29 protein-coding genes and 2 tRNA genes are annotated in these 23,120 nt (G+C 66.4%); 13 read left to right on the top strand and 18 right to left on the bottom strand.

Annotated features, from left to right (window positions below):
* Positions 1-53 precede the first annotated feature (53 nt).
* Positions 54-1,079, bottom strand: coding sequence for an NADPH-dependent curcumin/dihydrocurcumin reductase (curA, locus tag AC5P98_RS13535; protein WP_049408318.1), 1,026 nt, complete (start codon positions 1,077-1,079; stop codon positions 54-56).
* A gap of 334 nt (positions 1,080-1,413) precedes the next feature.
* On the opposite strand from curA, the gene AC5P98_RS13540 reads away from it, so the two are divergent.
* The 6 genes from AC5P98_RS13540 to dxs all read left to right on the top strand — a co-directional run bounded on the left by AC5P98_RS13540 (position 1,414) and on the right by dxs (position 7,772).
* Positions 1,414-1,489: transfer RNA gene (locus AC5P98_RS13540), tRNA-Phe, on the top strand.
* 141 nt (positions 1,490-1,630) lie between these two features.
* Positions 1,631-2,182: a lipocalin family protein gene (locus tag AC5P98_RS13545; RefSeq protein ID WP_049405026.1), complete on the top strand. Its 552-nt coding sequence runs from the start codon at positions 1,631-1,633 to the stop codon at positions 2,180-2,182.
* Between the two features lie 165 nt (positions 2,183-2,347).
* Complete coding sequence (locus AC5P98_RS13550) at positions 2,348-2,824, top strand: LEA/WHy family protein (protein ID WP_014647826.1); 477 nt, start codon at positions 2,348-2,350, stop codon at positions 2,822-2,824.
* 64 nt (positions 2,825-2,888) lie between these two features.
* Positions 2,889-4,679: an acyl-CoA dehydrogenase C-terminal domain-containing protein gene (locus AC5P98_RS13555; RefSeq protein ID WP_049405024.1), complete on the top strand. Its 1,791-nt coding sequence runs from the start codon at positions 2,889-2,891 to the stop codon at positions 4,677-4,679.
* Between the two features lie 414 nt (positions 4,680-5,093).
* Positions 5,094-5,759 (top strand): HNH endonuclease, encoded by a 666-nt coding sequence (locus tag AC5P98_RS13560; RefSeq protein WP_032956174.1) that lies wholly within the window; start codon positions 5,094-5,096, stop codon positions 5,757-5,759.
* A 105-nt stretch (positions 5,760-5,864) separates the two neighbouring features.
* Entirely contained in the window at positions 5,865-7,772 is a 1,908-nt protein-coding gene (dxs, locus tag AC5P98_RS13565) for a 1-deoxy-D-xylulose-5-phosphate synthase (RefSeq protein ID WP_032956193.1), read from the top strand.
* 139 nt (positions 7,773-7,911) lie between these two features.
* Here the strand turns inward: dxs and AC5P98_RS13570 are convergent, their stop codons facing one another.
* The 3 genes from AC5P98_RS13570 to AC5P98_RS13580 form a co-directional block, all read right to left on the bottom strand.
* On the bottom strand, positions 7,912-8,115 hold the full coding sequence (locus AC5P98_RS13570; protein ID WP_005417823.1) for a hypothetical protein: 204 nt from the start codon (positions 8,113-8,115) through the stop codon (positions 7,912-7,914).
* Positions 8,116-8,289: 174 nt separating this feature from the next.
* On the bottom strand, positions 8,290-8,853 hold the full coding sequence (locus AC5P98_RS13575) for a DUF3011 domain-containing protein (protein WP_032956176.1): 564 nt from the start codon (positions 8,851-8,853) through the stop codon (positions 8,290-8,292).
* Positions 8,854-8,984: 131 nt separating this feature from the next.
* Positions 8,985-9,191: a hypothetical protein gene (locus AC5P98_RS13580; protein ID WP_032956178.1), complete on the bottom strand. Its 207-nt coding sequence runs from the start codon at positions 9,189-9,191 to the stop codon at positions 8,985-8,987.
* 402 nt (positions 9,192-9,593) lie between these two features.
* On the opposite strand from AC5P98_RS13580, the gene AC5P98_RS13585 reads away from it, so the two are divergent.
* The 4 genes from AC5P98_RS13585 (at position 9,594) to AC5P98_RS13600 (ending at position 11,131) form a co-directional block, all read left to right on the top strand.
* Positions 9,594-9,875, top strand: a complete 282-nt coding sequence (locus tag AC5P98_RS13585) for a hypothetical protein (protein ID WP_014647838.1) — start codon at positions 9,594-9,596, stop codon at positions 9,873-9,875.
* Positions 9,876-9,887: 12 nt separating this feature from the next.
* Positions 9,888-10,121, top strand: coding sequence for a DUF1653 domain-containing protein (locus AC5P98_RS13590; protein WP_014647839.1), 234 nt, complete (start codon positions 9,888-9,890; stop codon positions 10,119-10,121).
* A 91-nt stretch (positions 10,122-10,212) separates the two neighbouring features.
* Positions 10,213-10,785 (top strand): TetR/AcrR family transcriptional regulator, encoded by a 573-nt coding sequence (locus AC5P98_RS13595; RefSeq protein WP_046431777.1) that lies wholly within the window; start codon positions 10,213-10,215, stop codon positions 10,783-10,785.
* A gap of 13 nt (positions 10,786-10,798) precedes the next feature.
* Entirely contained in the window at positions 10,799-11,131 is a 333-nt protein-coding gene (locus AC5P98_RS13600) for an SMR family transporter (protein ID WP_014647841.1), read from the top strand.
* 22 nt (positions 11,132-11,153) lie between these two features.
* On the opposite strand, the gene AC5P98_RS13605 is transcribed toward AC5P98_RS13600, so the two are convergent.
* Together AC5P98_RS13605 and AC5P98_RS13610 are read right to left on the bottom strand one after the other, a co-directional pair.
* The gene (locus AC5P98_RS13605) at positions 11,154-11,327 is read right to left on the bottom strand and encodes a DUF1328 domain-containing protein (protein WP_005417836.1); all 174 of its coding nucleotides are present in this window, start codon (positions 11,325-11,327) and stop codon (positions 11,154-11,156) included.
* Positions 11,328-11,421: 94 nt separating this feature from the next.
* Positions 11,422-12,063: a LysE family translocator gene (locus tag AC5P98_RS13610; protein WP_049405021.1), complete on the bottom strand. Its 642-nt coding sequence runs from the start codon at positions 12,061-12,063 to the stop codon at positions 11,422-11,424.
* Between the two features lie 162 nt (positions 12,064-12,225).
* Here AC5P98_RS13610 and AC5P98_RS13615 point away from each other — a divergent pair, with 162 nt between their 5' ends.
* Positions 12,226-12,918, top strand: a complete 693-nt coding sequence (locus AC5P98_RS13615; RefSeq protein ID WP_049405019.1) for an aspartate/glutamate racemase family protein — start codon at positions 12,226-12,228, stop codon at positions 12,916-12,918.
* Between the two features lie 12 nt (positions 12,919-12,930).
* On the opposite strand, the gene AC5P98_RS13620 is transcribed toward AC5P98_RS13615, so the two are convergent.
* Positions 12,931-13,326 (bottom strand): hypothetical protein, encoded by a 396-nt coding sequence (locus AC5P98_RS13620; protein ID WP_049405018.1) that lies wholly within the window; start codon positions 13,324-13,326, stop codon positions 12,931-12,933.
* A gap of 241 nt (positions 13,327-13,567) precedes the next feature.
* Between AC5P98_RS13620 and AC5P98_RS13625 the strand changes: the two genes are divergently transcribed.
* Both AC5P98_RS13625 and AC5P98_RS13630 read left to right on the top strand, forming a co-directional pair.
* A complete protein-coding gene (locus AC5P98_RS13625; protein WP_046431780.1) occupies positions 13,568-14,083 on the top strand; it encodes a DUF3011 domain-containing protein in 516 nt (171 codons plus the stop codon).
* Positions 14,084-14,169: 86 nt separating this feature from the next.
* The gene (locus tag AC5P98_RS13630; protein WP_049405017.1) at positions 14,170-14,619 is read left to right on the top strand and encodes a GNAT family N-acetyltransferase; all 450 of its coding nucleotides are present in this window, start codon (positions 14,170-14,172) and stop codon (positions 14,617-14,619) included.
* On the opposite strand, the gene AC5P98_RS13635 is transcribed toward AC5P98_RS13630, so the two are convergent.
* From AC5P98_RS13635 to thrS, 11 genes are all read right to left on the bottom strand, one after another.
* Positions 14,598-14,939 (bottom strand): low molecular weight protein tyrosine phosphatase family protein, encoded by a 342-nt coding sequence (locus tag AC5P98_RS13635; RefSeq protein ID WP_049405016.1) that lies wholly within the window; start codon positions 14,937-14,939, stop codon positions 14,598-14,600. The genes AC5P98_RS13630 and AC5P98_RS13635 overlap by 22 nt on opposite strands.
* Positions 14,936-15,136, bottom strand: coding sequence for a hypothetical protein (locus tag AC5P98_RS13640; RefSeq protein ID WP_014647847.1), 201 nt, complete (start codon positions 15,134-15,136; stop codon positions 14,936-14,938). The genes AC5P98_RS13635 and AC5P98_RS13640 overlap by 4 nt, the downstream gene beginning before the upstream one ends.
* Before the next feature lie 117 nt (positions 15,137-15,253).
* A tRNA-Pro gene (locus tag AC5P98_RS13645) sits at positions 15,254-15,330 on the bottom strand.
* Between the two features lie 68 nt (positions 15,331-15,398).
* A complete protein-coding gene (locus AC5P98_RS13650; RefSeq protein WP_005410431.1) occupies positions 15,399-15,755 on the bottom strand; it encodes a MerR family transcriptional regulator in 357 nt (118 codons plus the stop codon).
* Positions 15,736-16,035 (bottom strand): integration host factor subunit alpha, encoded by a 300-nt coding sequence (locus AC5P98_RS13655; RefSeq protein WP_005410432.1) that lies wholly within the window; start codon positions 16,033-16,035, stop codon positions 15,736-15,738. Before AC5P98_RS13655 ends, AC5P98_RS13650 begins: the two co-directional genes overlap by 20 nt.
* A 27-nt stretch (positions 16,036-16,062) precedes the next feature.
* On the bottom strand, positions 16,063-18,444 hold the full coding sequence (gene pheT / locus AC5P98_RS13660) for a phenylalanine--tRNA ligase subunit beta (RefSeq protein WP_049405015.1): 2,382 nt from the start codon (positions 18,442-18,444) through the stop codon (positions 16,063-16,065).
* An 87-nt stretch (positions 18,445-18,531) separates the two neighbouring features.
* Positions 18,532-19,527, bottom strand: coding sequence for a phenylalanine--tRNA ligase subunit alpha (locus AC5P98_RS13665; RefSeq protein WP_005417865.1), 996 nt, complete (start codon positions 19,525-19,527; stop codon positions 18,532-18,534).
* 193 nt (positions 19,528-19,720) lie between these two features.
* Positions 19,721-20,080: a 50S ribosomal protein L20 gene (rplT, locus tag AC5P98_RS13670; protein ID WP_005410435.1), complete on the bottom strand. Its 360-nt coding sequence runs from the start codon at positions 20,078-20,080 to the stop codon at positions 19,721-19,723.
* 11 nt (positions 20,081-20,091) lie between these two features.
* Positions 20,092-20,289 (bottom strand): 50S ribosomal protein L35, encoded by a 198-nt coding sequence (rpmI, locus tag AC5P98_RS13675; protein ID WP_005410436.1) that lies wholly within the window; start codon positions 20,287-20,289, stop codon positions 20,092-20,094.
* A gap of 266 nt (positions 20,290-20,555) precedes the next feature.
* Entirely contained in the window at positions 20,556-21,098 is a 543-nt protein-coding gene (infC, locus tag AC5P98_RS13680) for a translation initiation factor IF-3 (RefSeq protein ID WP_079222586.1), read from the bottom strand.
* 48 nt (positions 21,099-21,146) lie between these two features.
* Positions 21,147-23,048 carry a threonine--tRNA ligase gene (gene thrS / locus AC5P98_RS13685; protein WP_032957627.1) on the bottom strand — a complete coding sequence of 634 codons (1,902 nt, stop codon included), beginning with the start codon at positions 23,046-23,048 and terminating at the stop codon, positions 21,147-21,149.
* Positions 23,049-23,120 lie beyond the last annotated feature (72 nt).

A 23,120-nucleotide genomic window follows, 5' to 3' on the forward strand; every position in this document is an offset into this window, starting at 1 on the left:
GCACACCCAGCTTCCGGTAGTGGCCGACCTTGGTCGGCACACCCACCAAGCACTCAATCCAGCTTCACCACCAGCTTGCCGAAGTTGCGCCCCTGCAACAGCCCGAAGAACGCCTCCGGCGCCTTCTCCAGACCTTCCACCACATCCTCGCGGTACTGGATGCGGCCCTCGCGCAGCCACTGCGGCATCTCGCGTTCGAAGTCCGGCCACAGGTGGTTGAAGTCGTGCACGATGAAACCACGCACGGTCAGGCGCTGGCGCAGGATCTGGTTGAACAGTGACGGCAGCCGATCCGGGCCAGGCTGCTCGACGCCCCGCTCGTTGTAGGTAGCGATGGTGCCGCAGACCGGAATGCGGGCGAAGTCGTTGAGCAGCGGCAGCACCGCATCCAGCACATGGCCGCCGACATTCTCGAAGTACACGTCGATGCCCGCAGGCACTGCCGCGCGCAGCTGGTCCGCAAAATCAGCCACGCGATGATCCAGCGCCACGTCCACGCCCAGCGTCTGCAGATAGGCACGCTTGGCCTCGCCACCGGCGATGGCGACCACGCGCGCGCCCTGCAGCTTGGCCAGCTGCGCCACGGTCGCGCCCACCGGCCCGGTCGCGGCGGCTACCACCAACGTCTCGCCCGGCTTCAGACGGGCGATTTCATGCAGGCTGGAATAGGCGGTGAAGCCGGGCATGCCATATACCCCCAGCGCCGTACTGAGCGGCAGCCCGGCTGGATCCAGACGACGCCCCAGCGCCTTGGTCGGCAGCACCGCGTGGGTCTGCCAGCCACCCGGCGCCAGCACCAGCTCGCCTGCGGTTACGCCCTCGGCCTTGGATTGCAGCACCTCGGCCACGGTCTGGCCTTCCATCACCGCCCCTACCGCCACCGGCGCGGCATACGACGGGCCCTCGTCCATGCGTCCTCGCATGTACGGGTCCAACGAGAGGTAGCGGTTGCGCAGCAGCACTTCGCCATCGGCCAGTGCCGGCAGCGCAACCTGTTCCAGGCGGAAATTGGCTGCACTTGGCGCCCCCTGCGGACGCGAGGCAAGCACGATGCGGGACGCGGTGGAGCAATCGGACATGGCCAGGTCTCTGCTGTTGCCAGCATCGGGAAAGGACTGCCGACACTACGCTGCGGCGATCCCCGATGGCGGCCACGAAAACAGCGTTCCATTGCCCGGACCCGCGCGGGTCCGGCGCACCCCTTGCCCTTGCAGCTTTGGCGAACGCGGCGACCTGCTGATTTCCACCGCAGACGACAATCGATGGGGCACGCCCCGCCCCACAACGGAGGATCAAGCACTTGCGAGCGCGCAGAGGGCAATGTGAAGAAATCTTGGCAAAACGCTTGCCGAAGGCAGCCGACCTCCGTAATATACGCGTCCTTGGCAGCGACCTCGCTGCAACGAAACATGTGGCCGAGTAGCTCAGTTGGTAGAGCAGGGGATTGAAAATCCCCGTGTCGGCGGTTCGATTCCGTCTTCGGCCACCATCTTCAGAGACCTGCAGAGATGCAGGTCTTTTTTTATTCGCGCTTCGCGCAAGCGGCGACCACCGTGGCCCGGTTGACGAAACATTTACACCGGCACGGGCCGCGGCACCTACGCTCCAGACTCCTGCCTGGAGCCTGCCGATGCATCTGCGCCCCGCCCTGCTCGCCTGCCTGCTGCTGGCCGCCTTCCCGGTGATCGCCACTGAACCGGTGCGCGCGGTCGAGCACCTGGACATTGATCGCTACGCGGGCCAATGGCACGAGATCGCGCATCTTCCAGTCTCGTTCCAGAAGCAGTGCGTGGGCGACATCACCGCCAACTATGGCCTGCGCCGCGACGGCCGCATCAGCGTCACCAATGCCTGCCGCAAGGGTGACGGCGAGCGCGTGGTCGCCGAAGGCGTGGCACGCCCGGTGGCCGGCCATCCCGGGCAACTGCAGGTGCGCTTCGTCCCCGACTGGCTGAGCTGGGCGCCCCTGGTCTGGGCCGACTACTGGGTGCTGGCGCTGGACCCGGACTATCAATGGGCCCTGGTCGGCGAACCCGGCCGCAAGTATCTGTGGATCCTCTCGCGCCTGCCGGAGATGGAGCGCGATCGGTTCGAACAGTTGAAAGCCAAGGCCGAGTCGATGGGGTACGACCTCGGGCCACTGCGCCTGATGGCCCCGCTGCGCGATCCCGCGGCCGACTGAACCGCTTCGCATCCGGCGCATCGTGCGCGCGCCATCCGGCGTTGTGCATGCCCGACCGCCATCTTCACGCGCTACCCTCTGCGGACGGGTCGCCCCGGGCGATCCATAAAACCATACGCCGTAGTATGCTTACCCCAACGCACCCCCTCCAGAGGACTTGCGCCCATGCTCCACCGCTTCCGTACCGCCTTGATCGTCCTGTGCACCCTCGCCCTTGTTGCCTGCAGCAACGGCATCGTCAAGCGTGTTTCGGAACCGGCGGCCAGCCTGCAGCAGCTGACCGTGCGTGCCGACGGCAACTGGACCGTGGCCCTGCGCCTGCAGAACTTCAGCTCGATGCCGATGACCTTCGATGATGTCTCACTGGCGCTGACCGTCGGCGACAGCGATGCCGGCACCCTGCAGGTCAAGCCCGGCATCTCCATCGGCGGCACCTCCGCCGACGTCATCAATGTCGACCTCGTGCCCAGCTCGACCGCGCGCCTGGTGGTGGCCGACGCGCTGGCCAGCAACCGCACCCTGGCCTACGCCCTGAAGGGAACGGTGGCGGCCACGCCGCAGGAAAAGAAGCAGCGCAGCTTCGACATCAGCAGCCGCAGCACCCTCAACCAGGCCCCCGGCCTGCCCGGCGTGCTGCGCTGAACCCGCCTTTCGTCGCGGCGCCCGGCGCCGCTCCCCTCTGCCCTGATCAAATCGAGACGTACCGATGAGCAGCTACACCGCCCCGCTTTCCGACCTCCGTTTCGCCCTGCACGACGTGCTCAAGGTCGAACCCCTGTTCGCCCGCCTCGGCTTCACCGACGCCACCGCCGACGTGGTCGATGCCGTGCTGGAGGAAGCCGGCCGCTTCAGCGCCACCGTGCTGGCCCCGCTCAACAGCGTCGGCGACGAGATCGGCTGCGTACTCGACCAGGCCACCGGTGAAGTGACCACCCCGCCCGGCTTCAAGCAGGCCTACGACCAGTTCGTCGATGGCGGCTGGACCGGCCTGACCGCCTCGCCGGAGCTGGGCGGCCAGGGCCTGCCGCACACCCTGGGGGTGCCGCTCAACGAAATGATCAACGCCGCCAACCTGGCGTGGGGCAACTTCCCGCTGCTCTCGCACGGCGCCATTGAAGCGCTGAAGCAGCACGGCGAGGCGTGGCAGCACGACGCCTTCCTCAAGCCGCTGATCGAAGGCCGCTGGACCGGCACGATGTGCCTGACCGAGCCGCACTGCGGCACCGACCTGGGCCTGCTCAAGACCAAGGCCGAGCCGAACGCCGACGGCAGCTACTCGATCACCGGCACCAAGATCTTCATCACCGCCGGCGAGCACGACCTGACCGGGAACATCGTGCACCTGGTGCTGGCCAAGCTGCCCGACGCCCCTCCGGGCGCCAAGGGCATCTCGCTGTTCGTCACCCCGAAGTTCAAGGTCGACCGCGATGGCAACGTCGGCGAGCGCAATGCACTGCGCTGTGGCTCGATCGAACACAAGATGGGCATCAAGGGGTCGGTCACCTGCGTGATGAACTTCGATGGTGCCCAGGGTTATCTGGTCGGCCAGCCGCACAAGGGCCTGCAGGCCATGTTCACCATGATGAACACCGCGCGCCTGGGTGTCGGCCTGCAGGGCATCGGCCTGTCCGAGCGCGCCTACCAGAACGCACTGAAGTACAGCCGTGAGCGCCTGCAGTCGCGCGCCCTGAGCGGCGCCAGGTTCCCGGACAAGCCGGCCGACCCGATCCTGGTCCACCCGGACGTGCGTCGCATGCTGCTGACCGTGAAGTCGCTGGTCGAAGGCAGCCGCCTGCTGGCGCTGCATGCCGCCACCCTGATCGACATCGCCCACCACGCCGAGGATGCCGCCGAGCGCGAGCGCGCCGACACCCTGGTGAGCTTCCTGACCCCGATCTCCAAGGCCTGCCAGACCGAATGGGGCATCGAGAACACCTACAACGCCCTGCAGTGCTTCGGTGGCCACGGCTACATCCGCGAGCACGGCATGGAGCAGCTGGCCCGCGATGCACGCATCACCACGCTGTATGAAGGCACCACCGGCATCCAGGCGCTGGACCTGATCGGCCGCAAGACCGCATCCAGCCAGGGCGCCGGCCTGAAGCTGATGCTGGCCGAGATCGAAGCCTTCGCCAAGGAACACGAGGGCAACGAAGCGCTGGCCGAGTTCATCGGCCCGCTGCGCGCCAAGGCCGCCGAATGGGGCAAGCTGACGATGGACGTGCTGCAGCGCGCGGCCGCCAATCCCGACGAACTGGGCGCGGCCAGCTACGACTACCTGTTCTATTCGGGTTACGTGGTGCTGGCCTACTGGTGGGCCCGCAGCGTGGCCGCCGCCGATGCCAGCGCGCACGGCGCCGCCTTCGCCCAGGGCAAGCGCGAGACCGCACGGTTCTACTTCGCCCGCGTGCTGCCGCGCACCCTCAGCCACGCCGCCGCGATCCAGGCCGGCGCCGCGCCGCTGATGGCCATGGACGACGAGCGCTTCGGCGCCTGAGCCGGGCTTCGCCCGGCACCCGCGGTAGTGCCGGCCGCTGGCCGGCAACCGCAACAGCCGGCTTCCTGCGGGATGGCGAGGTGGGTCCAATTGCGGGGGACGGCGCACGCCACCGGACCCACCCCGCCTTCGACAGATTTCCGCTGCTGTAGATCCACGCCACGCGTGGATGAGAACCCCTGAAATCCTTCTGGAGAAGAGCCCCCTTTTGTTAAAGGGGGCGCGCCGACAGGCGCGGGGATTAGAAAGAATGCGCGGGCAACCCAGCGCGCCGACGGCGGGCTGGGTTGCTAAAGGGGGCGCGCCGAAGGCGCGGGGGATAGGAGGAATGCGCGGACCTGAATCTTGCGATTTGGGTTTCGCCCTCCGGGCGATACCCAAATCGCAATGATTCAGGTATAAGCTGTTCTCCCGATGGAGACAGACACTACACGCTTGGGTCTGATCGAAGCCGGAGCTCCGTTTTCTGCTCCGGGCGCCGAAGCATCGCCCAACGCCACGACGCTGCATCGCCCCGGTTCGGTCCGGCTGCTCTCGCTTGATGCCCACGGACGCGTACTGGACTGGATCACCTGGCAGGATGCGGCCTGCCTCTACGCCCGCGAGGCGGTGGCCTGGACGCTCGGCGACCCCTGCCTGCACATCCACGGCGGCACCAACCGTTTCAGCGGCCTGCAGAGCGGCATGGACCTGCACCCGATCATCGCCGCCCGCGGCCACGCCCGCTCCCGTGCGATCGACCCGACGCCGAACCTGACCAACCAGGCCCTTTTCGCCCGCGACGCCCATCTGTGCATGTACTGCGGCCAGCAGTTCAGCCGCCCCACGCTCACCCGCGACCACGTCATGCCGCTGTCCAAGGGCGGCCTGGACTGCTGGGAAAACGTGGTCACCGCCTGCTTCCACTGCAATTCGCGCAAGAGCGACCGCACCCCGCAGCAGGCCGGCATGCCCCTGCTGGCAGTGCCCTACCGGCCCAGCTGGATCGAGCACCTGATCCTGTCCAACCGCAACATCCTGGCCGACCAGATGGCCTTCCTGAAGGCGCAATTGCCCAAGCGCTCGAAACTGAGCACCTGAACGCCTGAAAATGCAACCCTCACCGTCCTGTCACGGACGGCGGCGTTTGCTTGCCCCACCCCCGTTTGAGGGCGAAAATGGGCGTTCAGAAAAAGTGCGAACATGATGATCGACTCTGCCCGCTATCCCCGCCTCGCGCGCATCCAGACGCCGGATGACCTGCGCACGTTCGACGAATCCGAATTGAGGGCGGTTGCCGACGAACTGCGCGCCTACCTCATTGAATCGGTGGGCAAGAGTGGCGGCCACTTCGCCGCCGGCCTGGGCGTGATCGAGCTCACCGTGGCCCTGCACTACCTGTACCAGACACCGCACGACCAGCTGGTCTGGGACGTCGGCCATCAAACCTACCCGCACAAGATCCTGACCGGCCGCCGCGACGAAATCCACACCGTCAAGCAGAAGGACGGCATCGCGCCGTTCCCGAAGCGCGAGGAAAGCGAGTACGACACTTTTGGTGTCGGCCACTCCTCGACCTCGATCTCGGCCGCACTGGGCATGGCCATCGCCCGCCAGTCCGAAGGCGACGACCGCAAGATCGTGGCGGTGATCGGTGACGGCGCGATGACCGCCGGCATGGCGTTCGAAGCGCTGATGCACGCTGGCGGCATGGAGCCGGAGCCAAACCTGCTGGTGATCCTCAACGACAACAACATGTCGATCTCCGAGGCCGTGGGCGGCCTGACCAAGATGCTGGGCCGCGCCACCGGCAGCCGCACGCTCAACGCGCTGCGCGAAGGCGGCAAGAAGATTCTCGGTGACAAGAAGAACAATCCGGCACGCTTCGTGAAACGCTGGGAAGAACACTGGAAGGGCATGTTCGTGCCTTCCACGATGTTCGAGGAAATGGGCTTCCACTACACCGGCCCGATCGACGGCCACGACATGCCCGCCCTGCTGTCCACGCTGAAGACGCTGCGCGCCTCCAAGGGCCCGAAGCTGCTGCATGTGATGACCACCAAGGGCAAGGGTTACGAGCCGGCCGAAGGCGACCAGATCGGTTACCACGCCGTGGGCCCGTTCGATCCGGACAAGGGCCTGGTGGCCAAGGCCGGGGCCAAGAAGCCGACCTATACCGATGTATTCAGCGACTGGCTGTGCGATGCCGCCGCCGCCGAGCCGCGCCTGTACGGCATCACCCCGGCGATGCGCGAAGGCTCCGGCCTGGTGCGTTTCAGCAAGGAATACCCGCAGCGCTATTTCGACGTGGCGATTGCCGAACAGCATGCGGTCACCCTCGCCGCCGGCATGGCCACACAGGGTGGCAAGCCGGTGGTGGCGATCTACTCGACCTTCCTGCAGCGCGCGTACGACCAGCTGGTACATGACGTGGCGATCCAGGACCTGGACGTGCTGTTCGCGATTGACCGCGCCGGCGTGGTCGGCCCGGACGGTGCGACCCACGCCGGCAACCTCGACCTGAGCTTCCTGCGCTGCGTGCCGAACCTGGTGGTGATGGCACCGTCCAACGAAGCCGAGTGCCGGCAGATGCTAAGCACCGGCCTGCAGCACCCGGGCCCGGCCGCCGTGCGCTACCCGCGCGGTACCGGCACCGGCGTTGCAGCCGGCACCGACCTGTCGACCCTGCCGATCGGCAAGGGCGAACTGCGCCTGCAGGGCAGCCGCATTGCCCTGCTCGCCTTCGGCAGCACCGTGGCCGCCGCCGAGCAGGTCGGCCGCGAACTGGGCCTGAGCGTGGTCAACATGCGTTTCATCAAGCCGCTGGACCGCGAGCTGGTGCTGGCTGTCGCCGCCCAGCATGAGGGCCTGGTGACGATCGAAGACAACGTGGTGGCCGGTGGCGCCGGCTCCGGTGTTGGTGAACTGCTCAATGCCGAAGGCGTGCTGCGTCCGATCCTGCACCTGGGGCTGCCCGACAGCTACCAGCACCATGCCAGCCGCGAAGACCTGCTGGCCGAAGCCGGCATCGACGCCGCCGGCATCCGCGCTGCTGTGCTCAAGCGCTGGCCGCAGCTCGCCGCAGGTACCCCGCCGCTCAGCGCGGCAGGCTGAGGCCGATCACCACCCGGTAGATCCACACAGGGCGCAATGGGCGCGGACAGCGTCCGCACCCTCCAGGCTCGCAACGCGTAGATCCACGCCATGCGTGGATGATGGAATTCCGGGTGCCTGCCTTGGCAGGCACCCGCGCTCAGCCGTAACTGACCGCTTCGACGAATGCGCCGCTGGCTTCCACGCGCACGGCCGCACGCTGACCGGTGTCGACAAAGTGCAGGCGGGCCAGAGTCTCGGCGAAGTCGTAGGCGCGGGCGCCATCGCGGAACTCGATCGGCTCCGGCCGGTCCGGATGCAGCACGCGCCACTGGCGCTGTTCGCATTGCAGGCGGATCAACATGCAGCTCACTCCTTGAGGCAGCGTATCGACGGCGGAGGGATGCCCATGCCGGTTATGGCACACGGCACCGCTGGAATTCAGGGCATGCAACATGCCCTGATCGCAGACAATACGGCGTTCAAAATGTGAGCTGTATCAGATTATTCTGATTTTCATGGGCTGAACCCGTAAAGGTCAGTTCACCTGGAACTGCGCCCGGCAGCCATCACTCACCCAGATGCCGCGGCGATCCCAGCCCCAGCTCTGGCCTTCGATGCAGGCGCTGCGTGAGTCCTGGCGGATCAGGCGCACGCCCCGGCGGATGCGCGCATCGCAGTACTCCTGCCGATGACCATTGGAATGGCAGGTGACCACATCACCGCCGCCCCACCCGTTGCCATTGCCATTGCCCCAGCCGCCGCCATTGCCACCCCAGCCGCCACCGCGGCGGTATTCACCGACGAATTCGGCACGGCACCCCTGCGTGACCCAGACGCCGTTGCGCGACTGGCCCCAGGTCTCACCTTCCACACAGGGCGAACCGGACAACTGGCGGATCAACCGCGCGCGGCCGTCCAGGCGGCACTCATTGCTGCGATTCTTGACCGACTCGCAGCGCACGATGCCGCTGCCATCGCGGCCACCATAGCGGTCGTCGTCATAGCCGTAGCCATAGCTCTGCGCCTGGGCGCCGCCGGCCGCCGCCAGCATCGGCAACAGGGTGCAGGCCAGGGTGCGCCAAGTGAGTGCCTTGCCCATCGAGATCTCCAGATGAATACGATGGCGCAAGCATCCGGGATTCGCGGCCCGGCGCACAGAGGGGAGCGCAACGGCAGTTTTTCCCCATTCAAACAACGCAACCGGACCTGACTGCGTCACGGTTGCTGGCGTCACTCTCCGACGTGAAGCGCGTCTACCGTATTGCCAAGCGCCGCGACCCGCACCGTGCTGCGCTGGCCGGTGCGGCGGTGATGCTCCAGGGCCAGCGCGGCGGCGGCGTCAAAGGCGTCGGCGCCACGTGCGTAGCGGGTGGCCTCGCGTGCCTGCGGGTGCAGTACGGACCAGCGCTGGGCAGTGCATTGGACGGTGATGACCATGGGGAGGCTCCTGCGGATAGAGGGTGCGGTGGCAGGCAGACGTGCCGCTCGCCGTTACACCATCAGGCTAGCGACCGCCTCCGGAATGGCCTATCAGATTTGTACGAAAAGTCCGCGCCAGTGCGTCAGAACCCCGCCCTCATCACATCCCTGAGTCCGTTTAGCTCGTTCATTCCGTGATCCTTGTCACGGAGTCAGCTGGGCTTCACACTACCATCATCAACAGGGGCCCCTTCCACATGCGCACCTTCTTCTCGCACCAGCGTTCGACGTTGCTGAAGTTCTATTTCGTGGCCAGCTATCTGATTCTGATCGAAGAGTTGGTCCGCGCCGCCGTGCATTGAGCGCTTGCTGACGGGCTATTTGCGACAGAAAATGTTGCTTTACGCACGGAGCTCGCGCATGAAGGTGCTTCTTCTGATTCCAGCGCTGCTGGTTCTGGCCGCATGCGCGAGCCCGGACAATGCAGCCCCGCGTGCCGACGGCAAGCCTTCGACAACCATGCCCAAGGTAGGCGGCGATCGCGACGCGCACGGCTGCATCGGCTCGGCCGGCTACCAGTGGTGCGAACACAGCCAGCGCTGCGAGCGGCCCTGGGAGCTGGCACAGGCACACGGCCTGGCCAACAGCGCCGAGGCCATCGACGCGTACTGCGCCACGCCCGCCAGCCCGGCGCGCAAGTGAGCACGACCCGTCATGGCTGAGCTGAGTCCCCTGCCCGACCTCGCCCGTGGCCGGTATCGCCACTTCAAGGGCGGCGAATACGAAGTGATCGACATCGTCCGCAGCAGCGAGACGCTGGAACCATTGGTGCTGTACCGCGCACTCTACGGCGAAGGTGGCCTGTGGGTACGCCCCTACCCGATGTTCGTCGAGCAGGTCCCAGGCAAACACGGCCCGCAGGCGCGTTTCGCACGCATCGACGATTGATCCGGCTCCCACCGGGCGGTGGCCGATGGTCGCGCCGGTGACGCGATCCGGCTGCGCTACAATCATACCGTCCAGTCGGTTTCTTCCCATCATGTCCTCCCCCCCTCCCCGCTCGCGGCGCAAAGCGCCCGACAGCGTGCGCCAGTCATTGCTGCACGCCACCATTGCCGTGATTGGCCAGCACGGGCTGGCGGCACTGACCGTGCAGGATGTCGCGCGCGTGGCCGGGGTCAGCAAGGGCGCGTTGTTCCACCATTTCAGCAGCAAGCAGGCACTGGTCGATGAAGCCATCGGCGCACTCATCGGCGAATTCGAGGCGCGTGTGCGCGCGCTCCTGCAGGACGGCACGCCCGGCCACGGCTGCTTCAGCCGCGCCTATGTGCGGGCCAACTTCGAGCACCTGCTGCAGCAGGAACAGGACAACGACATCGGCCTGACCCTGGGCAACCTGATGGAGCCGGCCCTGCTGGCGCACTGGCGCGACTGGAAGCGCGCGATGCTGGCCGAGTTCCCCGGCGAAGCCGGCGATCCGCGCCTGTACGCGGCACGCTGCGCGGCCGATGGCTATTGGGCCACCGCCTATGGTCGGCCGCTGGACGAAGCAGAGCGCCTCAATGCGCTGGCGATGGCCGAGCAGGCCCTCAAGCTGTGCGACCCGCAGTGACCCGGAGCCCGCGATGAACCCCTATATCTACCTGGCCGCCGCGATCGTGCTGGAAGTGATTGCCACGTCGCTGCTGAAGGCCTCGGACGGCATGAGCCGGCTGTGGCCGACACTGGGCGCGCTGGTCGGCTACGGGCTGTGCTTCTACCTGCTGTCGGTCACCATGAAGTCGGTGCCGACCGGCATCGCCTATGCGATCTGGTCCGGCGTCGGCATCGTGCTGATCTCGCTGATCGGCCTGGTGGTGTTCAAGCAGCGGCTGGATGCAGCTGCGCTGGCCGGCATCGCGCTGATCTGCGCCGGCGTGCTGGTGATCAACCTGTTCTCGCGCAGCAGCGCGCACTGAACGCGCTGCTGCGCGACAGGTGCTAGCTGACCTTCTTCGCCACGCTCATGCCGATCAGGAACAGCACCACGGCAATGATGATGCCGGCCCAGAACAGGAACTTGGCGATGCCCACAGCGGCACCGGCGATGCCGCCGAAGCCCAGCACGCCGGCGATGATGCCGATGATGGCGAAAATGATGGCCCACTTGATCATGTCAGTCCTTACCCCGCAGGGAACGCAAACGGTGTGATCAGGCTAGGCCGCAGCCGATGCGGCAATCGTGAAAAGGCCGCGTGTGCGGCGTGAATCAGCGCGGCCGGAAGCGCAGCAGCGCCACCGCGAAGGCCAGGAACACGCTTCCCACCAGCCGCTCGAACCAACGCCGTGCGAATGGCTTCGCAAGCCAACGGCGCAGGCCGTGGCCACCGGCGGCGTACATCACGTACCAGAACAGTTCGCAGGCCGCGAAGGTCGCCACCAGCACGCTGTACTGCATGGCCTGGCTACGCGACGGATCAACGAACTGCGGCAGGAACGCCGCAGCGAACAACAACAGCTTGGGGTTGCTCAGGCCAACCCACAGGCCGCCACGGAATACCGTCCCTGCGCCATGTACCGGCGCCAGTGTGACCTCGGCAGCATCGGCCACCGCGGGTGCCGGGCGGCAGCTGTCACGCCACGCCTTGATGCCAAGCCAGGCCAGGTAGGCCACACCGAGATAGCGCAGCACTTCGAACAGCATCGGCGAGGAGTGCAGCAACGCGCTCAGGCCCGCAGCGGATGCGGCCAGCACCAGCAGCATCGCCAGCAGGCAGCCGGCCATGGCCGGCACGCTGCCACGGAACCCCAGCCCGACGCTGCGCCCGAGGATGTGCAGCATGTTCGGCCCGGGCGTCCCGCACAGCACGAAGACCGTGGCCAGGAACCACCACCAGGTATGCAGGGCCATTGCCGGTTTCCACTTCAGAAGACGGCACCAGCATAGGGCACCCATGCAGGACGCGGCACATACAGCGGGCGGTGGATGCGACGGTTACAGATGCCGGCGCCCGTGCACGGCAGCGCCACTGCCATCTGTGCTGCAATGGCCGTCTCTGGCTTGGAGCAGTGCATGAAGACCCTTGGCCTGATCGGCGGCATGAGCTGGGAAAGCTCGGCGCAGTACTACCGGCTCATCAACGAGGCGGTGCGGCATCGCCTCGGTGGCGCGCATTCGGCGCAACTGCTGCTGTGGTCGGTGGATTTCGCCGGCATCAAGCAGCTGCAGCACGACGGCCAATGGGATCTGCTGGGCAACCACATGCTCGATGCTGCACGGCGGCTGCAGGCCGGTGGCGCCGAGCTGCTGGTGATCTGCACCAACACCATGCACACGCTGGCCGGCCGGATCGAAGCCGGATGCCCGCTGCCCCTGCTGCATATCGCCGACCCGACCGCCGCGGCGATCCTGCAGGCCGGCATCCGCAAGGTGGGACTGCTCGGCACCGCCTTCACCATGGAGCAGGCGTTCTACCGCGACCGGCTGCAGGACCGCTTCGGGCTGGAGGTACTGGTTCCGGAGGCCGATGATCGCCGCAGCGTGCACGACATCATCTACCAGGAGCTGATCTGCGGCGTGGTCAGCGAGCAGTCGCGGCAGGCGTACGCCGGCGTGATCGCGCGCCTGGTTGCACGCGGCGCCGAAGCGATCATCCTCGGCTGTACCGAAATCATGTTGCTGGTCCGCGCCGAGGACAGCCCGGTGCCGCTGTTCGACACCACCACCCTGCACGCCCTGGCGGCGGTGGATGCGGCACTGGCCTGACCCTGCGCGCTGTCAGCCTTCGCCCTGCACTTCCAGTGCGGTGATCAACCAGTCGACCACGGCCTGCGAATCACACAGGAAGAAGATGGCATCGCCCGAACGCGCCTCGGTCAGCAGCCGATAGACGGTAATCGCCACCGCCGACTGGTTGGCGATGAACACCTCCGGGCTGCGCGGTCCCTCGCTGTGGCCGGCCACGGCATGCAGCGCCTTGCGCGCAGCCACGGTGGCGGGCGGGTCCGCGCTGCGGGCCAGTTCCGGCCCGCGCAGGCCCCACGCAATGAACACATGCTTGCCCTTGAACGTGGTGTCCAGGACACGCACCTGCCCGGCCTCTGCGCCAGCCGAGCGATGAATGACGGTACTGCTGATCAACGCAACCCCCTGTGGTCGTCGTGGTCCGCGCATCCTCCTCCACACGCCGGCTGCACGCCAGTAACGGCAGCCACAGGCTGGGCCGGCAAGCGTGGGAGAGATGTAAGAAGGTGTAAGCCGATGCGATCGGATGTGCCGCGATGATAAGGGATGTAAGGCTCTGCATGGGCCGGTGCACACTACTAAATCCCCACTGAGCCAACGCCGGAACGATCCGTTCCGATGGCCCCGGGCTGGTCCATTCTTGCGGCCCGTTCCCCTGCCGAGGCCCCCCATGACCCATCGCCTGTTGCTGCCGATTGCCCTCCCCACCCTGGCCCTGCTGCTGGCCGCCACCACGGTGGCCGCCCAGGATTACGACAGCGATCCCATTGCGCCGCTGCGCTGCGAATCGCAGTTCAACAAGACCCAGCAGTGCCCGATCGAAGGCCGCATGCGCCTGGCCAGGCAGCTGTCGGTCACCCGCTGCGTGGAGGACCAGAACTGGGGCCAGAGCCGCCGCATGCTCTGGGTCACCGACGGCTGTCGCGCCGAGTTCGTGGCCGACGGACAGGGACGCGGCCGCTGGCCGGGGCGCGGCCGGGACCGTGACCGCGATGACGATGGCGAGCGCCTGGTCTGCGAGTCCTACGAGCAGAAGGACAAGGAATGCCGCATCCGTGTGCGCCACGAGGTACGCCTGGTCAAGCAGAAGTCGGTGACACCGTGCGTCGAGGATCGCAACTGGGGCTGGGACCGCCGCGGCGTGTGGGTCAGCGACGGCTGCCGTGCCGAGTTCCGTGTGTATTGACTGCCGACCACACGCTGGCTGTGGCGGATGCGCAGACACGGCCGACGCGATCGATAGACTGGGCGCACCCAGCCCAGGAGCCTTCGATGGTGCCGCCCGATCCCTCCTCGACGATGTTGCACATCCGCGAGGCAATGCCCGCCGACGTTTCCGCGTTGATCGCGCTCGACAGCGTTGCGGTCCACGATCCGCAACGCGCACGGCAGATCAGCGACTGGCAGGCCAATGGTGGCATGCACGTGGCCGAATGGGCCGGTCAGCTGGCCGGTTACCTGGTCATCCACCATCACTTCTTCGGCGAAGCCTTCGTCGAGATGCTGATGGTGGCGCGCGAACAACGCAGCCAGGGCGTCGGCGCCGCCCTGCTGCGCCATGCCATCGCGCTGCACGGCCACGGCAGGCTGTTCACTTCGACCAATGCTTCCAATACCGGCATGCAACGCCTGCTCGCCGCTTCGGGTTTCATCGACAGCGGCATCGTGCACGGATTGGACGAAGGCGATCCGGAGCTGCTCTACCGCTTTGCCGGCAGCTGATCGAGATACGTGGCCACCTTGGCGTCCAGCAGGTCCATCAACAGCGGATCCATGCAGCGATAGTCGTCGGGGATATCCAGGCAATGCAGGCGCTTGTATTCCAGCAGGCGCGCGTACGCGGCCTGCAGGCGATGCTGGTGCTTGGCCTCCATCACGAAAATGACATCGGCCCAGCGGATATCCGCCGGGCCGATGAGGCGTCGTGCATGCGGGCTGGTGCCGGCCGACAGCGCAGCGAAGCCGGGTCGCCGTCGCCACATGGCTTCGGCGGTCGGGCTGCGCAGCTGGTTGCGGCTGCAGACGAACAGCAGGTTGATCATTCCTGTTCCTGCAGTTGGCGGGCGCTGAGGACCGGATAGGTGAAGCCCAGCTGGCGTGCGCGCGCGAGCTTGGCATCGCGCGTATACAGCAGCTTCCAGTTCTTCTCGGGCTTGTAGCTGTAGGCGGTCGTGGCGCGGTCGCCACCACGGTTGCGAGCCTGGCTGCGACGCCAGGCACGGTTTCTTGCAGAATCCATGATGTGTTCTCGTGAGTACCGGGTTCAGCAGCCGCGGTAGTACGAGTGGCGCGCAGCATACACCGCACGCACAAAAAAGCCCACGCATCGCTGCGCGGGCTTCTTGATTCATCACAGTGGTCGGGACGGCCGGATTCGAACCGACGACCCTCTGCCCCCCAGGCAGATGCGCTACCAGGCTGCGCTACGCCCCGACTGATGCTGCGATGTGCCCGCCACTGCGGCGGGCCGTGAAGTATAGCGGATTACGATGGAAATGGGATCAGCGGCGCAGCAACTGCAGCACTTCTTCCAGCTCCATGCGCACCTGCTTGATGATCTGGTTGCTCAGCGCCGATTCCTCGCGGGCATCGGGGCCGTCCAGACGCAGGCGTGCACCACCGATGGTGTAGCCCTGTTCGTACAGCAGGCTGCGGATCTGCCGCACCATCAGCACGTCATGGCGCTGGTAGTAGCGGCGGTTGCCTCGGCGCTTGGCCGGCTCAAGGCTGGGAAACTCGGTTTCCCAGTAGCGCAGCACGTGCGGCTTGACGTCGCACAGCTCGCTGACTTCACCGATGGTGAAGTAGCGCTTGGCCGGGATCGGCGGTAGTTCGCGGTTACTGCCCGGATCCAGCATAAGCTTCCACCCTCTCCTTGAGCTTCTGGCCCGGACGGAAGGTGACCACCGTACGGGCGGAAATCGGAATTTCCTCGCCGGTCTTGGGGTTGCGACCCGGGCGCTGGTTCTTGCGCCGCAGATCGAAATTGCCGAAGCCCGACAGCTTCACCTGACGTCCCTGTTCCAATGCTTCACGCAGCACATCGAAAAACGCGTCGACGAATTCCTTGGCTTCCCGCTTGTTCAGACCGACTTCGTCGAACAGCTTTTCCGCCATCTCCGCCTTGGTCAATGCCATTGCCTGCTACCCCCGAGTGCTGCCCGCTCAGCCGCGGATCCGGGCGTGGTGTTCACGCTCGATGGCAGTGACCGCCTCGGCCACCACCGCATCCACGTCGCGGTCCGTCAGAGTGCGCGACTTGTCCTGCAAAATCAAGCCCATAGCGAGACTCTTGAATCCCGGCTCGACGCCCTGGCCGACGTAACGGTCGAACAGGTTCAGGTCGCGCAGCAGCGGGCCGGCGGCCTGGCGGACGGTGGCCGCCAGATCGGCCCAGGCCACCTGTTCAGGCACCAGGAACGCCAGGTCGCGACGCACCGCCGGGAAGCGCGACAGCTCGCCGGCGCGCGGCAGTCGGCGGGCGGTCAGCGGCTCCAGGTCCAGCTCGAAGGCGTAGACGTCGGCTTCGATATCCATCGCCCGGGTCAGGCGCGGGTGGATCTGGCCGATCCAGCCGATCGCCACGCCATCGCGGAACACCTCGGCCGAACGCGCCGGGTGGCCGTAGGCGCGGACGGACGGGCGGAACTCCAGTTGCGCGCCACTGGCGGCCGCCAGCGATTCCAGGTCGCCCTTCAGGTCATGGAAGTCGACCTTGCGGGTCGGCAGGCCCCACTGCACCGCCTGCGCCTCACCGCAGACCGCAGCGGCCACGCGCGGGGTTTCCAGCGGTGCCGGCTGGCCGTCTCCGGCCTGCTGGGCGAACACGCGGCCGAGCTCGAACAGGCGCACACGGCCCAACTGGCGGGCGGCGTTGCGGCCCAACGTGGCGACCAGGCCCGGCAGCAGCGACGGGCGCATCACCGCCAGTTCGGCCGACAGCGGGTTGGCCAGCGGCACCAGGCCGTCGCGCAGCTGCCACTGGGTCAGCAGCGCGTCGTCGACGAAGGCGAAATTGACGGTTTCCTGCTGGTCACGGGCGATCAGCTGGCGGCGCACGCTCAGCGCGTCCAGCTGGGTCTCGCTCGGCATCGCCACGCGCGAGGCACCGCCCGGCAGCGTGGTCGGGATCTGCTCGTAACCGTGGATGCGGGCCAGCTCTTCGATCAGGTCTTCTTCGATGGCGATGTCGAAGCGGCGGCTCGGCGCGACCACCTGCCAGCCGTCGGCGGCGGCGACCACGTCCATGCCCAGCGCGCGCAGGATGCGCTCGACTTCCGCATCGTCGATGGTGATGCCGAGCACGCGGGTGATGCGGGCGCGGCGCAGCACGATGGTCGCCGGCTGCGGCAGATCGGCTTCACGCACGGCCTCGGTGACCGGTGCCGGGGTACCGCCGGCCAGGTCCAGCACCAGGCGGGTGGCGTACTCGATCGCGGTGCGCGGCAGCGCCGGATCGACGCCGCGCTCGAAGCGATGACCGGCATCGGTGTGCAGGCCCAGCTTGCGGCCACGGCCCATGATCGCGGCCGGCGCGAAGTGCGCCGCTTCCAGGAACACGGCGGTGGTCGCGTCGGTGACGCGGGTGTCGAAGCCGCCCATCAGGCCGGCCAGGCCGACCGCGCGGTCAGCGTCGGTGACCACCAGGAAGCTGTCGTCCAGCGCAGCATCGCGGCCGTCCAGCAGCTTCAGCGTCTCGCCCGCGCGCGAACGGCGCACGGCGATGCTGCCCTGCAGGGTGCCCAGGTCGTAGGCGTGCATCGGCTGGCCCAGCTCCAGCATCACATACTGGGTGATGTCGACCAGCAGCGAGACCGGACGCACGCCGCTGCGGCGCAGGCGCTCGGCCATCCACAACGGGGTCCTGGCGGCAGCATTGACGCCTTCGATGACACGGCCCAGGTAACGCGGCGCTTCGGCGCCGGCGTCGAGCTGGATGCCCAGCTCACGGCTGCCGACTGCCGGAATGGCGTCGGCAGCGAAGTCCAGCACTTCACTGCGGGTGGCGGCGGCGACGTCGTAGGCGATGCCGCGCAGGCTGAAGCAGTCGGCGCGGTTCGGGGTCAGCTTGATCTCGATGCTGGCATCCGGCAGGCCCAGGTACTCGACCAGGGTCTGGCCGACCGGTGCGTCGTCGGGCAGTTCCAGCAGGCCGGAAGCATCGTTGTCCAGGCCCAGTTCCTTGGCCGAGCACAGCATGCCGTTGGACTCGACGCCACGCAGCTTGGCCGGCTTGATCTTCAGCTCGCCGATCTGCGCACCGACCATCGCCAGCGGCGCGACCAGGCCCGGGCGCGCGTTCGGGGCGCCGCACACGATCTGCAGCAGTTCGCCCTGCCCGGCATCAACCCTGCACACCTGCAGGCGATCCGCTTCCGGATGGCGCACCGCGTCGACGATGCGTGCCACGACCACGTGGTCGAGGCCTTCGCCCAGCGCGGTCACGTCTTCCACTTCCAGGCCGATGGCGGTCAGCACTGCACTCAGTTCATCGCGCGAAGCGCCGGTCGGGACGTGGCTGCGCAGCCAGTTTTCGGAGAATTTCATGGTGTCATCCTGGTGGGCCCGGCGCATGCGCCTGGGCCTGCGAATTTGGGAGCAGCCGAGCATGGCTCGGCCCTACACGGTTGCGGCTTACGCGAACTGTTTCAGGAACCGCACGTCGTTCTCGAAGAACGCACGCAGGTCGTTGACGCCGTAGCGCAGCATTGCAAAGCGCTCCACGCCCATGCCGAAGGCGAAGCCGGTGTAGCGCTCCGGATCGATGCCGACGTTGCGCAGCACGTTCGGATGGACCATGCCGCAGCCGAGCACTTCCAGCCAGCGGGTGCTGCCATCGGGCTGCTGCCAGGCGATGTCCACTTCCGCGCCCGGCTCAACGAACGGGAAATAGCTGGGGCGGAAGCGCATCTCGAAATCGCGCTCGAAGAAGGCGCGCACGAACTCGGCCAGCGTGCCCTTCAGGTCGGCGAAGGTCGAATGCTCGTCCACCAGCAGGCCTTCCACCTGATGGAACATCGGCGAATGGGTCTGGTCGCTGTCGCTGCGGTACACCTTGCCGGCGGCGATCATGCGCAGCGGCGGCGCGTGGTCACCCATGTAGCGCACCTGCACGCCGGAGGTGTGCGTGCGCAGCAGGCGGCCGTCGCCGAAGTAGAAGGTGTCGTGCATGGCGCGCGCCGGATGGTGCGGCGGGAAGTTCAGCGCCTCGAAGTTGTGCCAGTCGTCCTCGATCTCCGGCCCTTCCGACAGCTCGTAGCCCAGCCGGCCGAAGATGCCGGTGATGCGCTCCAGGGTGCGGGTGATCGGATGCAGGCCGGCGCGGTCGCCGTTGCGACCCGGCAGGGTGATGTCGATGGCTTCGGCGGCCAGGCGTGCATCCAGTGCCGCATCTTCCAGCAGCGCCTTGCGCTCGCCGAGCGCGCGGGTCAGCGCGTCGCGGGCCTGGTTGATCGCTTCACCGGCGGCCTTGCGCTCGTCGGCCGGCAGGGCGCCGAGCTGCTTGAGCTGCGAGGTGATGCTGCCACTCTTGCCAAGCAGGGCCACGCGCAGCTGTTCCAGCACGTCGGGGCTCTGTGCGGCGGCCACATCGGCCAGCGCCTGGGTGGTGAGGGATTGGATGTCGCTCATGGGGGGCCGGAACTCCAGTCGATCTGCCATCGCGATGCGCGAAGGGCCGACCCCTGTCGCCACCGCCGTCCCCGCGCTGCCGCCATGGCCTCGCCGGGACCCAAAAAAGAATGGGGAAGGACTTGCGCCCTTCCCCATGCATTGCCTTGACCTGACACCGTTCCGGATGAACGGTTACGGCATCGGGAAGGACTTATGCCGCCAGCGCGCCCTTGGCCTTTTCGGCCAGCGCAGCAAAACCGGCTGCGTCGTGCACGGCGATGTCAGCCAGGACCTTGCGGTCCAGGGTGATGCCGGCCTTCAGCAGACCGTTCATGAAGCGGCTGTAGCTCAGGCCGTTGATGCGGGCAGCCGCATTGATACGGGTGATCCACAGCGAACGGAAGTTGCGCTTCTTCTGCTTACGGCCGATGTAGGCGTACTGCTGTGCCTTGATGACCGCCTGCTTGGCGACGCGGAAGACCTTGCGGCGGGCGTTGTAATAGCCCTTGGCGAGATCCAGAATCTTCTTGTGGCGGCGACGCGCCTGTACGCCACGCTTAACTCGTGCCATTTTTCAGTTCCTCAGAGGTAAGGGAGCATGCGGTCCAGACGGCCTGCGTCTTCTGCACGGACATGGCCCGTCTGACGCAGATTACGCTTACGCTTGGTCGCTTTCTTCGTGAGGATGTGGCTACGGTTGGCGTGGCCGCACTTGTACTTGCCCGAGGCGGTCTTGCGGAAACGCTTGGCCGCTGCCCGGTTGGTCTTGATCTTGGGCATTGCAATGTCCTTGATGGGATTTGACCCTGGTTTCTGACTGATCTGGCGGCGGCCTGGGCCGCTCTTTCCGTCCTGCCATGATCGGCGTACGACCCGTCCTGGGTGGGTCGAGCCGGGCATGATACAGGCAAAACCGCCCTGCCACCAGCCCCAGCACCCCTTGCGCCGGCATATCACCGGCATCCTGCAAAAGCAAAGGGACGCCAGTGGCGTCCCCTTACCCTGAACCATTCAGCCAGGCGCCCCGGAAGGCGGCCCGTCAGGCCTCAGGTCTTCTTCTTCGGCGCGATCATCATGACCATCTGACGCCCTTCCAGGCGCGGACGGGATTCAATGACGATGTCCTCGCCCAGATCGGTCTCGATCCGGTTGGCCATTTCGCGACCCAGTTCCTGGTGGCTCATTTCACGGCCACGGAAACGGATGTTGACCTTGATCTTGTCGCCTTCTTCAAGGAACCCGCGCATCTTGCGCAGCTTGATCTGGTAGTCGCCCTCGTCCGTGACCGGACGGAACTTCACTTCCTTGATCTCGACCTGCTTGGTCTTCTTCTTGGCCTCGCTGGCCTTCTTCTGCGCTTCGAACTTGAACTTGCCGAAGTCCATGATCTTGCAGACCGGCGGATCGGCCTGCGGCTGGATTTCGACCAGGTCCAGGCCTTCATCTTCGGCCATGGACAGCGCTTCGTCGCGCGACAACACGCCGATCATTTCTCCGTCACTGCCGATCACGCGGACGCGCGGCACACGGATTTCCTGATTCTTGCGGTTCTGTTTGTTGTCAGGGGTGCTGATATTACGTTCTCCCAAGGGTATCGAACCGGTCCGGGTGCCTGTGCGCCCGGACCGGACCTTTGCTTACGCGCCCTCGGCCTGGAGCCGCTCGATGAAGGCCTGCAGGCTCATGCTGCCCAGGTCTTCGCCAGAACGCGTACGCACCGCCACAGCCCCATTTTCCTTCTCGCGGTCACCAATGACCAGCAGGTAGGGCACGCGCTGCAACGTATGCTCGCGGATTTTATAGCCGATCTTCTCGTTACGCAAATCCGAGCTGACGCGGAAGCCTTGCTCCGCAAGGGTTTTGGTCACGCCCGAGACGTAGTCGGCCTGGGCGTCGGTGATGTTGGCCACCACCACCTGGGTCGGCGCCAGCCAGGCCGGGAACTGGCCGGCGTGGTGCTCGATCAGGATGCCCAGGAAGCGCTCCATCGAGCCGACGATGGCGCGGTGCAGCATGACCGGATGCTTCTTCTGGCTGTTCTCATCCACGTACTCGGCGCCCAGGCGGCCCGGCATCATGAAGTCGACCTGCATGGTGCCCAGCTGCCAGGTACGGCCGATGGCATCCTTCAGGTGGTACTCGATCTTCGGGCCGTAGAAGGCGCCCTCGCCCGGCAGCTCCTGCCATTCCACGCCACAGGCGGACAGCGCCGAACGCAGTGCGCCCTCGGCCTTGTCCCAGGTGGCGTCGTCGCCCAGGCGCGATTCCGGACGCAGCGCGATCTTGATCTGGATCTCGTCGAAGCCGAAGTGCTGGTAGACCGCCAGCGCCTGCTGGTGGAACGCGGTCACTTCCGATTCGATCTGGCTCTCGGTGCAGAACACGTGGCCGTCGTCCTGGGTGAAACCACGCACGCGCAGGATGCCGTGCAGCGCGCCGGACGGCTCGTTGCGGTGGCAGGAACCGAACTCACCGTAGCGGATCGGCAGGTCGCGGTAGCTGTGCAGGCCCTGGTTGAACACCTGGATGTGGCCCGGGCAGTTCATCGGCTTGACCGCGTAGGTGCGCTTCTCCGACTCGGTGAAGAACATGTTGTCCTGGTAGTTGTCCCAGTGGCCGGACTTCTTCCACAGGCTCACGTCCAGGATCTGCGGGCAGCGCACTTCGCCGTAGCCGCTGCTGCGGTAGACCTTGCGCATGTACTGCTCGACCACCTGCCACAACGCCCAGCCCTTCGGGTGCCAGAACACCAGGCCCGGCGCCTCTTCCTGCAGGTGGAACAGGTCCTGCTGCTTGCCGATGCGGCGGTGGTCGCGCATCTCGGCTTCCTCGATGCGCTTGATGTACGCCTCGAGCTGCTTCTTGTCGGCCCAGGCGGTGCCGTAGATGCGCTGCAGCTGTTCGTTCTGCGCATCGCCGCGCCAGTAGGCGCCGGAGATGCGGGTCAGCTTGAAGGCCTTCAGGAAGCGCGTGTTCGGCACGTGCGGGCCGCGGCACATGTCCACGTATTCCTGGTGGTAGTACATGCCCATCGCCTGGATGTCGTCGGACATGTCCTCGATCAGGCGCAGCTTGTAGTCCTCGCCACGGGCCTTGAAGATCTCGATCACTTCGGCGCGCGGCGTCATCTTCTTGATGACGTCGTAATCCTGGGCGATCAGCTCACCCATGCGCTTCTCGATCGCGGCCATGTCGTCCGGGGTGAACGGGCGCTCGGAATAGATGTCGTAGTAGAAGCCCTCGGCGATCACCGGGCCGATCACCATCTTCACGTCCGGGTACAGCTGCTTGACGGCGTGGCCGACCAGATGGGCGCAGGAGTGGCGGATGATCTCCACGCCCTCCTCGTCCTTGGCGGTGATGATGCGCAGGCTGGCATCGTGGTCGATGACGTCACTGGCATCGACCAGCACGCCATCGACCGAGCCGGCGATGGTGGCCTTGGCCAGGCCGGCACCGATCGACTGGGCGACGTCCATGACGCTGACGGGGTTTTCGAACTCGCGGCGGCTGCCGTCGGGAAGGGTAATGTTGATCATCGCATTGGCTTCGTGCGGGGCCCGCTGGGCGGGCTGGAAAGCGTTCCCGGGCCATTGCCCGGGCAATAAAAA

This window comes from Stenotrophomonas sp. YJH_SMC_135, from assembly GCF_059372355.1.